A 13,351-nucleotide genomic window follows, 5' to 3' on the forward strand; every position below is an offset into this window, starting at 1 on the left:
CTATAATAACCCGGATACCTAGCACCGGGTGAATGGGCGAAGAATCGGAGGCGACGGCAGGAAGTAATCTCTCGAAGTCCCCGAGCTCGGAGGATGCTCGGGAGCCGCCGGAGGAAGAGGAACACCTTTACGCGCCAGAAGATCCGGAACCGGCGGTCGAACGACCGAGCCAGCCGACGGAAGACGAGGAAATGCCGTTGGCAGACCACATCGAGGAGATGATAAAACGGCTCGCGGCCATTCTCATCGTTGCGGGCGTCGTGAGCGTCATCACGTTGCCGTTCGCAGACACCGTCATCAACTTCCTCTGGGACTCGGTGCTTCCAGTCAGCCAAAAGACGCGTCCTCGGCTCTACCATCCGCTCGCACTCGTCATGACGGAACTCAAGGTCGCCAGCCTCGCCGGGGTTATCATAGCCCTCCCCGTGATGGTGTACCAGACGTACCTGTTCATGCGCCCCGGTCTGTATCCCCACGAGCGTCGGTACTACCTCGCTGCGGTTCCGACGAGCCTCATCCTCGCCTTCGTCGGCGTCAGCTTCGCCTACTTCCTCATCCTCCCCGCCATCTTCACCTACTTCCTCTCGTACACGCAGGGAGCGGAAGTCGTCACCGTCGCGTTCGGACTGACGAAAACATTCAACCTCATCCTGATGATGATGGGCGTGCTCGCCGTCGTCTTCCAGATTCCGCTGCTCATCATGCTCGCCATCATGATGGGGCTGACGACCCGACAGTGGATGGCCGACCGCCGCCTCTACTTCTGGAGTGGCTTCCTCGGCTTCTCGTTCCTGTTCAGCCCCGACCCGACCGGGATGGCCCCGTTCCTCGTGGCACTCACGATGGTCGGATTGTTCGAAGGAACGCTGTTCCTCCTGAAGTGGACGGGCAGGTAACGTTTCATATCGGCTTCCCATCGAACATCGATTACTCGCGAAACGGCTGCTTTCGAAAGCCGTAATCAGGTTATAACTAAGGGCATTGGTTATCTATTGGAAGATAGCGTTCGTGCCTTGCCCTTAGCTCGCGTGCCAGCAGCTACAGACCGCAGTTCGCGTGCCAGCAAACTGCCACCCTTTGGGTGCGAACGCCCACGCACGATTTCTACGAATCAGTCGGGTACTCGGTCGCAAACACGTCTTCGACCAGCGGCTCGTTCGTTCGTTCCGATTCGCCCTCGGGACTAACGCTTCCGGTTCGGTAGCCACCCAAATCCAGCGTAACGTGGTCGAAGCCGAGCTCCGTGAGATAGTCGTGAGCGGCGCTTGCGAATTCCTCGTCCAACGCGCGGTAGAGTTCGTCTTCGCCGACTTCGATACGCGCGAGCCCATCGTGGTCGCGGATACGAAACTGCGAAAAGCCCCATTGGCGAAGCAGTGCTTCCGCTCGCTCGATGCGTGAAAGTCGCTCTTCGGTCACTTCCAACCCGGTCGGGATGCGCGAGGAGAGACACGCCATGGACGGTTTGTCGGCGACCGAGAGCCCATACTCGTCCGCGATTTCACGAACTTCGGCCTTCGAGATATCGTGTTGGAGCAGCGGCGAGTAGACGTCGAGCTCCTCCACTGCGCGCAGACCGGGACGATGGTCGGCATCGACATCGTCGGCGTTCGTTCCGTCGCAGACGATGTCGATGCCGAGTTCGCTCGCTTTCTCGAACATCGTCCCGAGGCGCATCGTCCGGCAGTGATAACAGCGGTCGTCGTCGTTGGCGACGAACGCAGGGTCGTCGAGTTCGCTGAATTCTGCGATTTCGTGTCGGATGCCGATTTCTTCGGCGACACGCGTTGCGTCTTCGAGTTCGGCATCCGGAAGCGTCTCGCTCTTCGCGGTACACGCAACGGCGTCGTCGCCGAGCGCGTCGTGTGCTATGGCAGCGACGACGCTCGAATCGACGCCACCGCTAAACGCGATGAGCACACCATCGCGCTCGGCGAGGTCAGCCTTTACAGCGGTCAGTTTCTCCTCGGCAGTCGGCATACCAGGGTATCTCGTCCGCGTACGCAAAAGCCCCTCGTGACGAGCGTTTCGTGAGGAATGTTTGCCTGTTCGTTCGTGAAAACGAGTACAACTTCGGATTTTTGACAGCAGATGTGAAGCAGATCGGTGGTTCGTGGACGAAATCAAAGAACAGGATACGACCGGCAGTCTACCGGTTCCCAACGGGCACAAGTGCGACGCTTCGGGTTCGGACGACAGAAAAGCGTACGCCAGAGACGCCGATTTTCACCGATGGTGTCGCTAGCTGCCATCGATTCGGAACAACGATACTTAAACCAACATTCAATCGTAAAAGTCAGTTATAAAAATAAGCTCTAGAATATATGTTTTTGAAAATTTATTTTGGTTGAATGGATTTAATTATTATTGTATGCATTTAACTAGAGCATATCAGACAATATCAATGATGGCGCAAGTTCGAGCCGTCGAACGATTCTAAAAGCAGTCGGTGCCGGTGCGCTGGCCGGTATCACGATTGGTGCCGGTAACGCCGCCGCTGAGGGCGTCGAGCCGATGGTTTTCTGCGAAGACGAGACGAAGTGTTCCACCTACCCCTGTGACCAAGCGACGGGCGGACAATACATGGAACTCAGCCGAGAGTGTTGTACGTACGCGGACGGCTCCGTCGACTGCGAGCCGTGGTCGAACAACGGCTGTTGTTAATTCCGCACGCAACCGCGTGTCGGGAACGTTTTTTATTGGTGACGAAATACCTCGGAGCGAATGGATTTCGAGGCGATACCCGGTGTTGGGGCGAAAACAGCCGATGCGCTCGCGGAACTCGATGACTCCGAATACGCGCTGAAAACCGGCGACGTGGCGACACTCGCACGAGCACCCGGCATCACGGAAGGGCGTGCCGCGGCCATCGCGCGCGCCGCAATCAGGATTCGACACGACGACCCGGGCGGCTTTCTCGCAACCGACAGAGCACGGGAGCTGTATCGAGACGTGCTCGCCCTCCTGCAAGCGCGGGCCGTCACGAGTTACGCGGAGAAACGTCTCGAAACGCTGTATCCGAGCGCGACCGCGTCCCGTATCGAAGAAGTGCGCGAGTTCACCACGCGAGCGATGGAACGCGAGCCGACAGCCGAGGTGCGCGATGCTCTTTGCGGGGTCGAGCCGCTGGCAAACCCCCGCGACGTGAGCGTCCGTGACCGCTGTTTGGCAACGACGGACGCCGAGCGATACGCCGAAGCGCGGAAGAAAATTCCCGAGCTCCCCGTCGAGGTGGTCGAAGACGCCCGCGAGTTGGCCGAACTGGCGCGTGGCTACTCCACCGTCGTCGCGCTGGACGAGTCGTTCACAGGCGTCACCGTCGAGGGGGACGTTCGTGTCGAACCCGCGGCGCTGGAAACTCCAGCTGAACTCGTCCCCGAGCGACCGCTGGCCTTCTTCGCGGAGAATCGCGAGACGCTTCTCGCCGCGGCGGAGGTTCACCGCGCCGCCGGAATGAGTGCCCCGCTCGATATCGAGGCGCTGGAGTCGGCGCTGGCACGCGTCACCAGGGACGGAGGCGTGACGGGCGACGATGAACTCGCCCGACTAACGGATGCGATAGCCGACTTGGATGCCGCCGTTTCGATGGCGGAAAGCGTTGCCAACGACCGACTACGGGATGCAATTCGGGAGCGCGACGTGACCATCGAAGGGTCGGACCTGCTCTCGCTGGTCGAGCGCGGTGCTGGCGTGGATTCCCTCCTCTCGCGTGAACTTGCGGACGAGTACGATGCTGCGGTCGAAGAGGCACGGGAGCATCTGGTGGAGACACTTTCGCTGGACGCTGGCGAAACCGAAATCGCTCGACAGGCGTTTCCCGACGACCCATCGTTTCCCGTCGAACACGACGAGAGCGTGATTACACGCCTTCGAGAGGAGTTGGAAGCCGAGAAGTCCCGACGGGAGGAACGACACAAACGCGATTTGGCGGGCACCCTCGCGGACGAACGTGAGTCGGCGGAGACACTCGTCCACGCCGCGCTCGAACTGGACGTGGAACTCGCGATTTCCCGGTTCGCTCGGGACTTCGAGTGCGTACTGCCCGATTTCGGCGGGAAGGGGTTCGACGGTGATGAAATCGGCGGATTCGACATCGTCGGCGGACGCTCACCAACGCTCGACGTGGATTTTTCGGAGGTCGAACCGGTCGATTACGGGGTTTCAGGTGTCGCACTCCTCTCCGGCGTCAACAGCGGCGGGAAAACTTCGACGCTCGATTTGGTGGCGCTCATCGTCATCCTCGCACAGATGGGGCTTCCGGTACCCGCCACGTCGGTTCGCCTGGCGCGATTCGAGGAGTTACACTACCACGGCAAGACACAGGGCACCCTCGACGCCGGGGCGTTCGAGAGCACGCTTCGGGAGTTCGCGTCCCTCGCGGATGGGGAGGCGGGCCGACTCGTGCTGGTGGACGAACTGGAGAGCATCACCGAACCCGGCGCGAGCGCGAAAATCATCGCCGGAATTCTGGAGGAACTCGGCGAACGCGACGTAACCGGCGTGTTCGTCTCCCACCTCGCGGATGAGATTCGAGACGTGGCAGACGAGGAGGTCGCGGTGGACGGCATCGAGGCCAAGGGGTTGGAAGACGGGGAATTGGTCGTCGAACGTTCCCCGGTGAAAGACCATCTGGCGCGGTCTACGCCCGAGTTGATCGTCGAGAAACTGGCCGACAGCGGGGAGAGTGAATTTTACAGTCGGTTGCTGGAGAAGTTCGACTAGCGATGGGATTTCGTTTGTGAATTAAAAGGATAACTACGAGACACACCACCGCAGAGAGTTGGGACTAGGAAGTCACGACAACACACGACCGCCCCACAAACGCCACGTCCTCCCCAACCGATTCGCTCACTCGCTCGCGCTCGCTCACTCATCCCTCGCGCGACTTCGGCATGCCAGCGCGCGCCACATAGTCCCGTTGGAGTTTCGTGAATCGCTACCTACCGAGAAAAACCGAATCATCGAACGAGAAAGGCAGTTTTCCACAAAAATGCCCGATAACAACTCATTCCCAGCGTCAGTTCACAGCCAGAAACATTACCTACACACCCATCGTCACCGTTTGCACCCCGACGAGGGGCGCGGAGAGAAAGGAGGACACACAAATGGCACAACAGTTCGAATGTACGCAAATGGATTGTGACTTCATGGTACGGGCGGACGACGAGAACGAAGTGGTCGAGATGGTTCAAGAACACGCCCAGAACAAACACGGTATGTCGATGGATAGAAACGACATCCAAGGCGCAATTCAGCAGAGATAGGGCCGAGACGCCCAGTTTACCGTCTTTTTGTCTCTGGCGAAGAATTAAGTACCTCCGGAAGCGTGGTGAAAGTGATGGCAGACGACCCCGACGAGGGGATGTTGTCGTGGGACGAGTCGGTGTTCCGCGAGGAGCACGTCTTCGAAATCGACTACGTGCCGGAGACGTTCGAACACCGCGCATCCCAGATGCAGAGCTTGCAGTACGCCCTCAGACCAGCAGTGCGTGGGTCGCGCCCCCTCAACGTCATGGCACGCGGACCGCCCGGGACTGGCAAGACGACCGCGGTGCAGAAGCTGTTCGATGAACTGTCGGCACAGACCGACGTTCGAACCGTGCGCGTCAACTGTCAGGTCGATTCGACGCGATACGCGATTTTCTCCCGTATCTTCGAGGGCATTTTCGAATACGAACCGCCATCGAGCGGGATTTCGTTCAAAAAGCTGTTCCGCCAGATAACCGAGAAACTGGTCGAAGAGGACGAAGTCCTCGTCGTCGCGCTGGACGACGTGAACTACCTCTTCTACGAGGGAGAAGCCTCCGATACGCTCTACTCACTCCTGCGCGCCCACGAGGCCCACAGCGGGGCAAAAATCGGCGTCATCGTCGTCTCCTCCGACCTCAACCTGGACGTTATCGAGGAACTCGACACGCGCGTCCAGAGCGTCTTCCGCCCCGAGGACGTGTACTTCCCAGTCTACGACCGCAAAGAAATCGTCGGCATCCTCGGCGAGCGCGTCAAACGCGGCTTCCACGAGGGCGTCATCGGCCCCGAGGTTCTCGACCGCGTCGCCGAACTCACCGCCGAGAGCGGCGACCTCCGGGTCGGTATCGACCTGCTCCGCCGGGCCGGATTGAACGCCGAAATGCGCGCCAGCCGAACCGTGAGCCTCCAAGATGTGGAGGATGCCTACGAGAAATCGAAGTTCGTCCACCTCTCACACAGCCTGCACGCGCTGAGCGAGAACGAAGTCTCCCTCGTCCGCGTCATCGCCGAACACGACGGCGAGCAGGCGGGTGACGTGTACGAGGCGTTCCACGACGAGACTGACCTGGGCTACACGCGCTACTCGGAAATCATCAACAAACTCGACCAACTCGGCATCATCGACGCCACCTACACCAACGTCGAAGGTAGAGGGCGGTCGCGGTCGCTGTCACTGCGATACGACCCGGATGCTGTGCTGGCGCGGTTGGAAGACTGAGGCGTGTTATCTGTTGTTTTCGTAGCTTTCTGCGTATCGTCGCCAGTTATCGCTAAGGCGGTCGATTGCATCCCAGATAGTACCATTGAAGGTAGCTTTCGGCTCGTTGGGACGAAAAAATTTATCCAAATGCATGAATCCGTGAGCAGTATCGATACGGGCGATTTGAACTTCGTTTTCGATTTCAGAATCGTTGTAATGGACAGTTACAGCGAAGTCGGTAATGTGATTGAAATTTGGCGACACCCGAACCGTCAGAAAATACGGTCGATTTTCGTAGTGGCCCAGTAAACTCGTGTATTCTTCCGGCACGGAGACTCTGGTTTCGGTATCAGATAAAAACGTTCGCCGTGATAGCACCTGGAATTACTTATTCGTTGATGTTGAATGTCAACGTGCGATGGCAGTAGAGACGAACCATATGCGAAAGCGGACTGAGCTTGTTAATGCGCTCGCACGAGGTGGATTTACGGATGTACTCTTCCTCGACTACGATTCCGCCGAGCGAGTTCTCACACCGAAACGAAGGGAATTGCTGGATAGAGTCAAAAATGAGGACATCAAATCGGTACGGGGGCTTTCGAAACAGGTCGGGCGCGACAAAGCCGCAGTGAGTCGTGATTTGGACGTGCTCTTCCAGTACGATATCATCAAGTACGAGCGAGATGGAAATCGCAAGATTCCGATTCCGAAACACGAGACGGTGCTGGTCGAACCGATTTTCTGAACTGCTCTCTTTGACACACTCGATTCCACAAAATACGTAGACGGCAACCGGCCGATTCAGTCGGCCCCTGCCGCCGCCTGCTGCTTTTCGATGTACTCGACGATTTCGGTCGTTTCTTCGACGAACCCGTCCAGGTCAACCTCCATTCCGTGGAGCACCGTCGAGAAGTACTGCGTCGTGCTGGCGAGGTTGACGGCCTCTTCGAGTTCGACCTCCGTGACACTCTCCATTCGTGCATCTTCCTTGTGGAAGTGGGTGCAGTACGGGCAGCCGATGGCCGCCGCCACGCCGACGCCAATGAGCGCTTTCTCCCGTGCGGACAGTTCTGTCTCCCCAAATTCGAGGTCTCGAACGAGTTTCCAACTGTGATCGCTCGCTGGCTCTGAAAGGTTCTCTATCCAACTTGGAACCTGCCCACAGTCTTCTTCGATTTCGTTCCGTATTTCGGTCGATACCATGTTTCCCCCATTGGATTTCGTAAATGCGTGTACAACTTTCACCTAATCGTTGTCGGTGTCGCACTGGAAATCCACCTGCAATGACGACCAGCGAAGTAATGAAAATCAGCTAATGGCGTCTGATAACAGAACGTATAGCGTTACAGATTTTGCAGTGTAGATTATGAACTACCATGGTAACACGCGGACTAGTACTGAAAAACCACCGCAATTCGCTTCGAGAGGACTGTTTTCGGCAGTAAAATCGTAATTTCTCGCCTCAAAAATCCTCGACGTACGGGCGTAAATCAAATTCGAGCGTCCACGCGTTCCTATCCTGTTCCACGAGATGCCAATATGACTCGACGATGGCGTCGGGGTCGAGATACTCCTCCGGCGAATCGACGTCCGTATCGGACGGGAGAATACCGCCGTCGATGACGATGTGTGCAACGTGAATTCCCTTCGGGCCGAGTTCGCGGGCCATCGACTCCGCCAACCCTCGCACTGCGAACTTCGCACTGCTGAATCCGACCGCACCGCCGCGCCCGCGAACCGCCGAGGTTGCGCCGGTGAACAGTATCGTCCCGCCGTTATCGAGCATGTCAGGGAGAGCTTCCTTCGAGCAGAGGAACCCACCGTAGGCCGCGACTCGCCACGCCTGTTCGAACTCGTCCGTAGAGCAGTCCCGCAAGCCGTTCCACGTCGCGCCGCTGGCATGATTGACCAGTATCTCGACGGGGCCGAGTTCGTCGCGGACGCGCTCGAAGCCTCGTGCGACCTGCTCAGGGTCGGAGATATCGACTTCGACGGCGACGGCTGGAGTCGGAAGTTCCTCGGCCAGCATTTCGACGTAGTCGCGTGAGCGAGCGAAAAGGCCGACGGAACAGCCTTCCTCTGCGAACTTTCGGGCGAGCGACGCGCCGAGTCCAGGGCCGACCCCGGCGATGATAGCAGTGCGTGACATACACAGAGCACGAGGTAGCTCGATAGAAACGTACTGGCTCATGCAAACGACCCGCTCAAGTACCTCCAATCCCTACGGAAAATACCATGAGTGACACCCAGTCAGGCCCGCTCAGGCCCGACAATCCGGACGCCGAAACGGAGTTCCGGGTGGACGCCCCGTTCGACCCGGCAGGTGATCAACCCGAAGCCATCGAGCAGTTGGCGGCGGGATTCGACGAGGGAATGGACAAGCAGACCCTGCTGGGCGTCACGGGATCGGGAAAGACGAACACCGTCTCGTGGGTGGTAGAGGAAATCCAGAAGCCGACATTGGTCATCGCCCACAACAAGACGCTGGCGGCGCAGTTGTACGAGGAGTTCCGAAACCTCTTCCCGGACAACGCGGTGGAGTACTTCGTCTCCTACTACGACTACTATCAACCCGAAGCCTACGTCGAGCAGACCGACACCTACATCGACAAGGATGCGTCCATCAATGAGGAAATCGACCGCCTCCGCCACTCCGCAACGCGCTCCCTTTTGACACGGGACGACGTAATCGTCGTCGCGTCGGTGTCCGCGATTTACGGACTGGGTGACCCGCGAAACTACGAGGAGATGAGCCTACGCCTCGAAGTCGGCGAGCAAATCGGACGCGACGAACTGCTCGCCCGCCTCGTGGATTTGAACTACGAACGCAACGATATGGACTTCACGCAGGGTACGTTCCGCGTCCGAGGCGACACCGTCGAAATATTCCCGATGTACGGGCGGTATGCGGTTCGCGTCGAACTCTGGGGCGACGAAATCGACCGGATGGTGAAAATCGACCCGCTGGAAGGCGAAGTGAAGTCCCAAGAACCCGCCGTCCTCGTCCACCCGGCGGAACACTACTCGATTCCAGAGCAGACGATGGAAGATGCGATCGCCGGAATCGAGGAGGATTTGGAGAATCGGATCCGCTACTTCGAGCGAAACGGCGACCTCGTGGCGGCCCAGCGAATCGAGGAACGAACGACGTTCGACTTGGAGATGATGAAGGAGGCTGGCTACTGTTCGGGCATCGAGAACTACTCCGTCTATCTCTCCGACCGCGAAGTCGGCGAGGCACCCTTCACCCTTCTCGATTACTTCCCCGACGACTTCCTCTGTGTCATCGACGAGTCCCACCAGACGGTTCCACAAATCAAGGGTCAATTCGCGGGCGACAAATCCCGCAAGGACTCGCTGGTGGAAAACGGGTTCAGACTACCGACGGCCTACGACAACCGCCCGCTCACGTTCGAGGAGTTCGAGGAAAAAAGCGCGAAGACGCTGTACATCTCCGCCACGCCCGCCGACTACGAGCAGGAGGAGAGCGAGCAAATCGTGGAACAAATCGTTCGACCGACGCACCTCGTCGACCCGATGGTCGAAGTGAGCGACGCGTCGGGCCAGATAGACGACCTGATGAGTCGAATCGACGCGCGAGTCGAAAACGACGAGCGCGTCCTCGTCACGACGCTGACGAAGCGGATGGCCGAAGACCTCACCGAATACCTCGAAGAGGCGGGTGTCGCCGTCGAATACATGCACGACGAGACGGACACCCTCGAACGCCACGAACTGGTTCGCGGGCTTCGATTGGGCGAGTTCGACGTGCTGGTCGGCATCAACCTGCTCCGCGAAGGGTTGGACATTCCGGAAGTGTCGATGGTCGCGATTCTCGACGCCGATCAACAAGGCTTCTTGCGCTCCGAAACCTCGCTCGTCCAGACGATGGGTCGCGCGGCCCGCAACGTCAACGGCGAAGTCGTCCTGTACGCCGACGAGGTGACCGACGCGATGGCGGACGCGATGGACGAAACCCGACGCAGGCGACAGATTCAACAGGATTTCAACGAGGAACACGGCTACGAACCGCAAACCATCGACAAGGAAGTCTCGGAGGCGAATCTCCCGGGAAGTAAAACTGATACCAGCAGCGTCACCGGAAGCGCACCCGAAACGGACGAAGAGGCGGTCCAATACATCGAAGAACTGGAGGCACGAATGCAGGAAGCCGCGAGCAACCTCGAATTCGAACTCGCCGCCGACATCCGCGACCGAATTCAAGAGGTCCGTTCGGAGTTCGAGGTGGACATGGGTATCGAACCCGAAGGCGGCGTCGAACCGGAATTGGACGAGTTCTAATCTGCATTATCGTTCTCATCGATTCTTTCGAACACCAACCTTTTTCACTGAGAGTAGTCGTGTAGCAGGCACGATGGTACGAGTCCCCCGAGCGGACGCGCTGAATCGACCAGTGAGCGAGACACGGCGAACCGAGTCGCAACACACGTCCCTGCCGGACGAGGGGGTTAGCTGAGAATGTCGCTTCCGCTGGGCTTCTCGCCGGTCGGTCTACTCACGTTCGTTCTGCTGACGTTCGCCATCTGCACGACCGTCAACACCTTCGCCATGGAGGCAGCAGTGCTGTTCACGCCCGCATTCCTGTTCGTCTATCCGAAACTGGTTCCGGCGTTTCCCGACCTCGCGTTGCAGGGCGCAATCGGTCTCGCGCTGTTCGTCGAACTGTTCGGGTACACGAGTAGCGTCACGGCCTACTGGTTCCGCGGGCAGGTAAACTGGGATATCGCCAAATCCATCCTCGTCGTTAGCGTCCCGATCGCTATCGGCGCCCGAGCGGTGTCCTATTTCGTTCCGTCCTCGGCACTCAAACTGCTGTTCGGCGGAATGTTGCTCGTGCTCTCGGGCATTCTCTACGGAGCACATCGTGACGGAAAATCGCTGACCGATTGGGTTTCTGACACCCGATTCGAGGAACTCCTTCCTAACGGGTCGGATGCGGTACGGACGGACGGTGGGACACCCACCACCCAGTTCGACCGATTCGACCGTGTCATCGCAGGCGTTGGCGGGGCAATGGCGGGACTCGTCGGTATCGCCATTGGCGAACTCGCACAGACGCTGCTAACGGTTCGCAAGAAGGTATCCATTCGTCTCTCCACCGGAACGAGCGCGCTCGTCCTTCACGGAACTATCGTCTCCGCACTGGCGGCGAACCTCGTCCTCCTACGCTACGCTCCGGCGTCGTTCAGCGGTCACGACTTCACCGTCCCGTTCGGATTCGGCCTCGTCGCCGGGGTGACCTGTATCGGCGGCGGCCAGATGGGTGCGCTACTCAACAGTCGTGTTCCCGAAGACAGAACGATTCAGACGATGATAGTGGCCTACTCCCTCGTAGGTGTGTTCACCCTCTTCCGCGTCTTCGTCCTCGGCTGACGCCGCCGCGATTTTCCGGTTGCGTCGCTTTAACTTCGCTTGGCCGATTCGACTCCGTCACTCAGTTGGGTTCGGGTTCAACGTCGCCAGCGAGTTCCGACCCCTCGACGGCATCAATATCGAGTTCCGACAGCATCTCCTCGATATCGTCCAACCCGAGCAGTTTCTCGGTTTCCGGGTCGAACTCGTTGCTCTCCAGCATCGCGCCGTTGCCCTGCACGTCGCTTCCGGAGAGACGCTTTCCGTACCGACCGACCAGCGAGGAGAGTTCCTGCGGCAGGACGAACGTGGCCGATTCGCTCTCGCCGATTCGCTTGAGCGAATCCATGCCGCGGTCGATGATTGCCCGTTCACCCATCGATTCGGCGGATTTCGCGCGGAGGACGATGGAAACTGCATCCCCCTGTGCTTCGAGAATTTGGCTCTGTTTTTCGCCCTGCGCGCGGATGATGTTCGAGGCTTTCTCACCCTCCGCCGTCTCGATGGCGCTCCGGCGTTCGCCCTGTGCTTCGAGAATCATCGCCCGACGGCGACGTTCGGCACTGGTCTGTTGTTCCATCGCGCCGACGACGGAGCGACTCGGCATGACTTCGCGGACTTCGACGCTCTCGACGCGAATCCCCCATTCGTCGGTCGGCGGGTCGATTTCCTCGCGGATTCGGGTGTTGATAACGTCTCGCCGACTGAGCGTCTCGTCCAGTTTCATATCCCCCAGCACTGCTCGGAGAGTCGTCTGTCCGAGATTTGCGACGGCTTTCTCGTAGTCATCGACGCCGAGAAACGCGCGTTCCGGGTCCATCACCCTGACGTAGAGGATGGCATCCGCAACAACCGGCGAGTTGTCCTCCGTAATCGCCTCCTGCTTCGGCACGTCGAACACCCGCGTCCGCATGTCGAACCGGTGCGTCGCGCTGACGAACGGCGGGATGAAGTGAATGCCGGGGTCGAGGAGTTTGCGGTACTCGCCGAAGACGGTCAGCGCGCGTTTTTCGTACGGACCCACGATTTCCACGGCGCTATTCACCGTAATCGCGGCGAGACCAAGCAGGAGGATACCCGCAATCGCCATCGCGTCGAGATACGGCAGTGCGAGGAGAAGGAAAACCACGAAACTGATGACGAGGAGGACTGACCCTGCGCTCACCCTCGCGGTCGTCTTGCCGAGAGTGTAGAGGGGGTGGTTCATACGTGTGAGTTACGGCACCAGTCGCTTAACCGTTACGTGCTACCGAATGTCACGTGGGTTGGTTTTGACGTGCTCTTTGTGTCGCACATTCGCGCTAGCTACTGCCGAAACGGTCTCTACGTCCTTTTGCTAGCTATTACCGACTCCAAACATGCCGCACCTCGTCCTCCCCAGCCTCCTCCCTCATTTCGGACGAGCGAACCTCGTCCGAGTTCTCGTTTACTGCGTTCACGAGAACACCATTCGGTCGTCCCTCGCGCGAGCGAACCGGAGGTTCGCTACCGCGCGCCGAAGAAGTTCGTGACGATTCGAGATAGCCG

12 protein-coding genes are annotated in these 13,351 nt (G+C 58.8%); 7 read left to right on the forward strand and 5 right to left on the reverse strand.

What is annotated here, in order from left to right:
- The first annotated feature begins 32 nt into the window (after nucleotides 1–32).
- A complete protein-coding gene (gene tatC / locus ACN2TU_RS11885; RefSeq protein ID WP_435155559.1) occupies nucleotides 33–896 on the forward strand; it encodes a twin-arginine translocase subunit TatC in 864 nt (287 codons plus the stop codon).
- 208 nt (nucleotides 897–1,104) lie between these two features.
- Here tatC and larE read toward each other — a convergent pair whose 3' ends face one another.
- Nucleotides 1,105–1,980 (reverse strand): ATP-dependent sacrificial sulfur transferase LarE, encoded by an 876-nt coding sequence (gene larE, locus ACN2TU_RS11890; RefSeq protein WP_435155561.1) that lies wholly within the window; start codon nucleotides 1,978–1,980, stop codon nucleotides 1,105–1,107.
- A 744-nt stretch (nucleotides 1,981–2,724) separates the two neighbouring features.
- Between larE and ACN2TU_RS11895 the strand changes: the two genes are divergently transcribed.
- From ACN2TU_RS11895 to ACN2TU_RS11905, 3 genes are all read left to right on the forward strand, one after another.
- Entirely contained in the window at nucleotides 2,725–4,722 is a 1,998-nt protein-coding gene (locus ACN2TU_RS11895; RefSeq protein ID WP_435155562.1) for a MutS-related protein, read from the forward strand.
- A gap of 383 nt (nucleotides 4,723–5,105) precedes the next feature.
- Entirely contained in the window at nucleotides 5,106–5,264 is a 159-nt protein-coding gene (locus ACN2TU_RS11900) for a DUF1059 domain-containing protein (RefSeq protein WP_435155563.1), read from the forward strand.
- A 74-nt stretch (nucleotides 5,265–5,338) separates the two neighbouring features.
- Entirely contained in the window at nucleotides 5,339–6,469 is a 1,131-nt protein-coding gene (locus ACN2TU_RS11905) for an ORC1-type DNA replication protein (RefSeq protein WP_435155564.1), read from the forward strand.
- 6 nt (nucleotides 6,470–6,475) lie between these two features.
- Here the strand turns inward: ACN2TU_RS11905 and ACN2TU_RS11910 are convergent, their stop codons facing one another.
- Nucleotides 6,476–6,781 (reverse strand): DUF7718 family protein, encoded by a 306-nt coding sequence (locus ACN2TU_RS11910; protein ID WP_435155566.1) that lies wholly within the window; start codon nucleotides 6,779–6,781, stop codon nucleotides 6,476–6,478.
- 88 nt (nucleotides 6,782–6,869) lie between these two features.
- Between ACN2TU_RS11910 and ACN2TU_RS11915 the strand changes: the two genes are divergently transcribed.
- On the forward strand, nucleotides 6,870–7,196 hold the full coding sequence (locus tag ACN2TU_RS11915) for an HVO_A0114 family putative DNA-binding protein (protein ID WP_435155568.1): 327 nt from the start codon (nucleotides 6,870–6,872) through the stop codon (nucleotides 7,194–7,196).
- Nucleotides 7,197–7,252: 56 nt separating this feature from the next.
- On the opposite strand, the gene ACN2TU_RS11920 is transcribed toward ACN2TU_RS11915, so the two are convergent.
- Together ACN2TU_RS11920 and ACN2TU_RS11925 are read right to left on the reverse strand one after the other, a co-directional pair.
- Nucleotides 7,253–7,654 (reverse strand): carboxymuconolactone decarboxylase family protein, encoded by a 402-nt coding sequence (locus ACN2TU_RS11920; RefSeq protein WP_435155570.1) that lies wholly within the window; start codon nucleotides 7,652–7,654, stop codon nucleotides 7,253–7,255.
- 259 nt (nucleotides 7,655–7,913) lie between these two features.
- Complete coding sequence (locus ACN2TU_RS11925) at nucleotides 7,914–8,600, reverse strand: SDR family NAD(P)-dependent oxidoreductase (RefSeq protein ID WP_435155571.1); 687 nt, start codon at nucleotides 8,598–8,600, stop codon at nucleotides 7,914–7,916.
- An 86-nt stretch (nucleotides 8,601–8,686) separates the two neighbouring features.
- Between ACN2TU_RS11925 and uvrB the strand changes: the two genes are divergently transcribed.
- Together uvrB and ACN2TU_RS11935 are read left to right on the forward strand one after the other, a co-directional pair.
- A complete protein-coding gene (uvrB, locus tag ACN2TU_RS11930; RefSeq protein ID WP_435155572.1) occupies nucleotides 8,687–10,753 on the forward strand; it encodes an excinuclease ABC subunit UvrB in 2,067 nt (688 codons plus the stop codon).
- Between the two features lie 177 nt (nucleotides 10,754–10,930).
- Nucleotides 10,931–11,845, forward strand: coding sequence for a sulfite exporter TauE/SafE family protein (locus ACN2TU_RS11935; RefSeq protein ID WP_435155574.1), 915 nt, complete (start codon nucleotides 10,931–10,933; stop codon nucleotides 11,843–11,845).
- Nucleotides 11,846–11,906: 61 nt separating this feature from the next.
- Here ACN2TU_RS11935 and ACN2TU_RS11940 read toward each other — a convergent pair whose 3' ends face one another.
- Nucleotides 11,907–13,031, reverse strand: a complete 1,125-nt coding sequence (locus ACN2TU_RS11940) for an SPFH domain-containing protein (protein ID WP_435155576.1) — start codon at nucleotides 13,029–13,031, stop codon at nucleotides 11,907–11,909.
- Nucleotides 13,032–13,351: the final 320 nt, after the last annotated feature.

Source organism: Haladaptatus marinus (genome assembly GCF_051194195.1).

What these genes read in the sequence shown, in the direction of transcription:
- ACN2TU_RS11900 (WP_435155563.1), top strand. Translation starts at nt 5,106, where the DNA reads ATGGCACAACAGTTCGAATGTACGCAAATGGATTGTGACTTCATGGTA.
- uvrB (WP_435155572.1), top strand. Translation starts at nt 8,687, where the DNA reads ATGAGTGACACCCAGTCAGGCCCGCTCAGGCCCGACAATCCGGACGCC.
- ACN2TU_RS11940 (WP_435155576.1), bottom strand. Translation starts at nt 13,031, where the DNA reads ATGAACCACCCCCTCTACACTCTCGGCAAGACGACCGCGAGGGTGAGC.
- ACN2TU_RS11905 (WP_435155564.1), top strand. Translation starts at nt 5,339, where the DNA reads ATGGCAGACGACCCCGACGAGGGGATGTTGTCGTGGGACGAGTCGGTG.
- ACN2TU_RS11920 (WP_435155570.1), bottom strand. Translation starts at nt 7,654, where the DNA reads ATGGTATCGACCGAAATACGGAACGAAATCGAAGAAGACTGTGGGCAG.
- tatC (WP_435155559.1), top strand. Translation starts at nt 33, where the DNA reads ATGGGCGAAGAATCGGAGGCGACGGCAGGAAGTAATCTCTCGAAGTCC.
- ACN2TU_RS11895 (WP_435155562.1), top strand. Translation starts at nt 2,725, where the DNA reads ATGGATTTCGAGGCGATACCCGGTGTTGGGGCGAAAACAGCCGATGCG.
- ACN2TU_RS11935 (WP_435155574.1), top strand. Translation starts at nt 10,931, where the DNA reads ATGTCGCTTCCGCTGGGCTTCTCGCCGGTCGGTCTACTCACGTTCGTT.
- ACN2TU_RS11915 (WP_435155568.1), top strand. Translation starts at nt 6,870, where the DNA reads ATGGCAGTAGAGACGAACCATATGCGAAAGCGGACTGAGCTTGTTAAT.
- larE (WP_435155561.1), bottom strand. Translation starts at nt 1,980, where the DNA reads ATGCCGACTGCCGAGGAGAAACTGACCGCTGTAAAGGCTGACCTCGCC.
- ACN2TU_RS11925 (WP_435155571.1), bottom strand. Translation starts at nt 8,600, where the DNA reads ATGTCACGCACTGCTATCATCGCCGGGGTCGGCCCTGGACTCGGCGCG.